Here is a 3,710-nt window from a genome sequence, read left to right as displayed (position 1 = left end):
GTGGCGGCGGGCGGGCCGGACCCCTTTGGGTCGCCGACGACCAAAGCCCTTCGCTCTCGCGATGCGGCACGGATGCTCCCGAACCCTCCATGGCATAGGCCCAAAACCCCGGCCGGCCGGCGAGGCGAGAGCCTCATACATTGCGGACGACCCGCGTCGAGGCCAACGCCTCGCCGGCCCCGCTTCATCTCCTCAGGAACACGAGGGGATAGCTCTTTGACAAACTCCGAAGCCGTAAAGGCTGTCGGATGCACAAGCACGTCCTGTCCATGGACCACCTACCCCACCGCCCGACTCCCCATCCCGGCCCGGCTGGTCTAGGGTCCGCCCCGCGAATCCACAGGAGACGACGATGGACTACCGACTGCTTGGCCGCTCAGGCCTCAAGGTTTCCTCACTTTCGATCGGCACGGCGACGTTCGGCGGCGATGGCCTGTGGGGCGATACCGACCTCAAGGAGGCGCAGCGCCAGATCGACCTCTGCCTCGACCACGGCATCAACCTGATCGACACGGCCAATGTCTATTCGAAGACCGTTTCCGAGACGATCATCGGCGAAGCGCTGACCGACGGCCGGCGCGACCGCGTGCTGATCGCCACCAAGGTGCGCTTCCCCACCGGCAAGGGGCCCAACGACCGCGGCCTCAGCCGCTGGCACATCATCCGGGAGGCCGAGGCGTCGCTGAAGCGGCTCAAGACCGACGTGATCGACCTTTACCAGGTGCACGAATGGGACGGGCAGACCCCGCTCGAGGAGACGATCGAGGCCCTCGATACCCTCGTGAAGCAGGGCAAGGTCCGCTATGTCGGCTGCTCTAACTATTCGGCCTGGCACCTGATGAAGGCCCTCGCCGTTTCGGACGCGAAAAACTACCAGCGCTTCGTTTCCCAGCAGATCCACTACACGCTCTATTCGCGCGAGGCCGAGTACGAGCTGGTGCCGCTCGGGCTCGACCAGGGTGTGTCGGCGCTGATCTGGTCGCCGCTCGCCGGCGGTTGGCTCACCGGCAAGTACACCCGCAATTCCAAGCCGACCGATGGCAGGCAGGTGCGTGGCTTCAAGGAGCCGCCGATCGACAATCCGGAGCACCTCTGGGACATCGTCGACGTGATCAACGAGATCGCCAGCGCGCACGGCGTCTCGGGCGCGCAGGTGTCGCTGGCCTGGCTCTTGCAGCGGCCGCTGGTCGCCTCGGTGATCATCGGGGGTCGCAACATCGCCCAGTTCGAGGACAACCTCAAAGCCATCGACCTGAAGCTCACACCCGAGGATATCGCCAAGCTCGACAAGGTCAGCCAGCCGCCGCTGATCTACCCCTACTGGCACCAGAACTTTACCGCGCAGGACCGGATGGGCGCCGCCGACCTCGCGCTCCACAAGCCTATATGGCTGAGTGACATTGCCGCGGACGGGCCGGGTCGCCCGTCCGCGCAATCCTGAACTGCGGCGTCATGTTTTCTTGACTAAGTTTAGAACCGTTATAATCTGTAGGGAGTTCCAACCCCTTCCAGCCGGCCAGACGCCCCGACAGAGGGCGTCCGCCGTGGGGACGCAGCAAGATCGGCCGATGCGCCGAAACCGGAGTTTCGATGAGACTGACCCGCCAGTCGAACTATGCCATCCGCACCCTCATCTATTGCGCCGTGAACGACCCCGGTCTCAGCCGCGTCGCCGACATCGCCCGGGCCCACGCCATCTCCGAACTGTTCCTGTTCAAGCTGATCAAGCCCTTGGTCGAGAGCGGCCTGCTCGAAACGGTGCGCGGCCGCCGCGGCGGCATCCGACTCGGCCGCCCGGCCGACGAGATCACGCTGCTCGACACCATCCGGCTCACCGAGGAGAGCTTCTCAATGGCCGAGTGCTTCGAGGATGGCGACATCGCCTGCCCGCTCGCCGGCAGTTGCGACGTCAACGCGGCCTTGCGCGAGGCGCTGGGGGCGTTCTTCAACGTGCTCGAGGGCTACACCATCGCCGACCTCGCCAGCAAGCGCCGGTCGCTCCGTGAGCGGCTCGGCCTCAGCTTCGAGGAAATGGAGCCGGTGCTGATCGCGCAGGCCGCGAACTAGCCGCCACTCACCCCGTCGGCGGGCCATCGCGCTTCTCCCGGGCCGGCTTGAACAGCCGCCACCTCGGCTTCATCTATCCTTGCGGCATGCACACCCGCCTTTCGTTGATCTCGCGGCCCCCACGTGCTCTATGCCGCCCGACCCCTCTTGCCCCGGACTTGCCGATGGCCGCCGCGCCCATTCTCTTTTTGCAGCAGATCCGCCTGAGGCTCGGCTCGACCGAGCTGCTCGACGGCGCCGAACTGCAACTGCTGCCCGGCGAAAAGGTGGCACTGGTCGGCCGCAACGGCTCGGGCAAGTCGACGCTCCTGAAGATCGCGGCGGGCGAGATCGAGGCCGATGGCGGCCGCCGCTTCCTGCAGCCGGGCGCCACCATCCGCTACCTGCAGCAGGAGCCTGACCTTTCGGGCTATCCGGATGTGCTGAGCTATGTCGAGGCCGGCATGCAGGCCGGCGACGACCACTATCGCGCCACCTATCTCCTCAACGCACTCGGCCTCACCGGCACCGAAGACCCGATGCGCCTCTCTGGCGGCGAGGCACGCCGCGCCGCCCTCGCCCGAGTGCTGGCGCCCGAACCCGACATCATCCTCCTCGACGAGCCGACCAACCATCTCGACCTGCCTGCGATCGAGTGGCTCGAGAACGAGCTCTCCTCCATCCGCTCGGCGTTGGTGATCATCAGCCACGACCGGCGCTTCCTCGCCGACCTCACCCGCGCCACGGTCTGGCTCGACCGCGGCACCACGCGCCGCCTCGACCGCGGTTTCGGCAGCTTCGAGGCCTGGCGCGACCAGGTGCTCGAGGAAGAGGAAACTGCCCGCCACAAGCTCGACCGGCAGATCGTCCGCGAGGAGCACTGGCTGACCTATGGCGTCACGGCGCGCCGCAAGCGCAACGTCCGCCGGCTCGAAGGGCTGTTCAACCTCCGCCAGGAACGCCGCGACCTGAAGAAAGGCATCGGCGAGGTAAAGATCTCCGTCGCCGAGGGCGAGACCTCGGGCAAGATGGTGATCGAGGCCAAGCACATCACCAAGGCCTTCGGCGACCGCGTGATCGTGAACGATCTCTCGACCCGGGTGATCCGCGGCGACCGGCTCGGCATCATCGGCGCCAACGGCGCCGGCAAGACCACGCTGATCAAGCTCCTCACCGGCGAGCTGGCCCCCGACAGCGGCACGGTGCGGCTCGGCGCCAATATCGAGCTTGCCAGCCTCGACCAGCGCCGCGCCACGCTCTCCAACGACATGACGCTCAAGGAGGCGGTCACCGGCGGCGGCTCCGATACGCTGATCATCAACGGCCAGCCCAAGCACGTCATGGGCTACATGAAAGATTTCCTGTTCACCCCCGAGCAGGCCCGCACCGCGGTCGAAAAGCTCTCCGGCGGTGAGCGCGGCCGCCTGGCCCTGGCGCGGCTGCTGGCGCTGCCGTCGAACCTCCTGGTGCTCGACGAGCCGACCAACGATCTCGACCTCGAAACGCTCGACCTGCTACAGGAAATGCTCGGCGACTATCCGGGCACAGTGATCGTCGTCAGCCACGACCGCGATTTCCTCGATCGGGTCGCGACCTCGATCATCGTCTCGGAAGGTGATGGCGTCTGGACCGAATATGCCGGCGGCTATTCCGACATGGTCATC

The 3,710-nt window shown here is 66.3% G+C and carries 3 protein-coding genes; all 3 read left to right on the top strand.

The annotated features are described in order from the left end of the window. Nucleotides 1-352 precede the first annotated feature (352 nt). Complete coding sequence (locus JWQ89_RS01375; RefSeq protein ID WP_299637759.1) at nucleotides 353-1,441, top strand: aldo/keto reductase; 1,089 nt, start codon at nucleotides 353-355, stop codon at nucleotides 1,439-1,441. A 149-nt stretch (nucleotides 1,442-1,590) separates the two neighbouring features. Then, nucleotides 1,591-2,067: an iron-responsive transcriptional regulator RirA gene (gene rirA / locus JWQ89_RS01370; protein ID WP_299637757.1), complete on the top strand. Its 477-nt coding sequence runs from the start codon at nucleotides 1,591-1,593 to the stop codon at nucleotides 2,065-2,067. 164 nt (nucleotides 2,068-2,231) lie between these two features. Next, a partial coding sequence (locus tag JWQ89_RS01365; protein ID WP_299637756.1) for an ABC-F family ATP-binding cassette domain-containing protein occupies nucleotides 2,232-3,710 on the top strand: 1,479 nt, incomplete at its 3' end.

This window comes from Devosia sp. (assembly GCF_028290645.1).
Classification (GTDB): domain Bacteria; phylum Pseudomonadota; class Alphaproteobacteria; order Rhizobiales; family Devosiaceae; genus Devosia_A.
This window is presented reverse-complemented; position numbering and strand designations above follow the sequence as displayed.

Excerpts from the sequence above, each read along its gene's own strand:
- JWQ89_RS01375 (WP_299637759.1), top strand. The coding sequence starts at position 353 with ATGGACTACCGACTGCTTGGCCGCTCAGGCCTCAAGGTTTCCTCACTT.
- rirA (WP_299637757.1), top strand. The coding sequence starts at position 1,591 with ATGAGACTGACCCGCCAGTCGAACTATGCCATCCGCACCCTCATCTAT.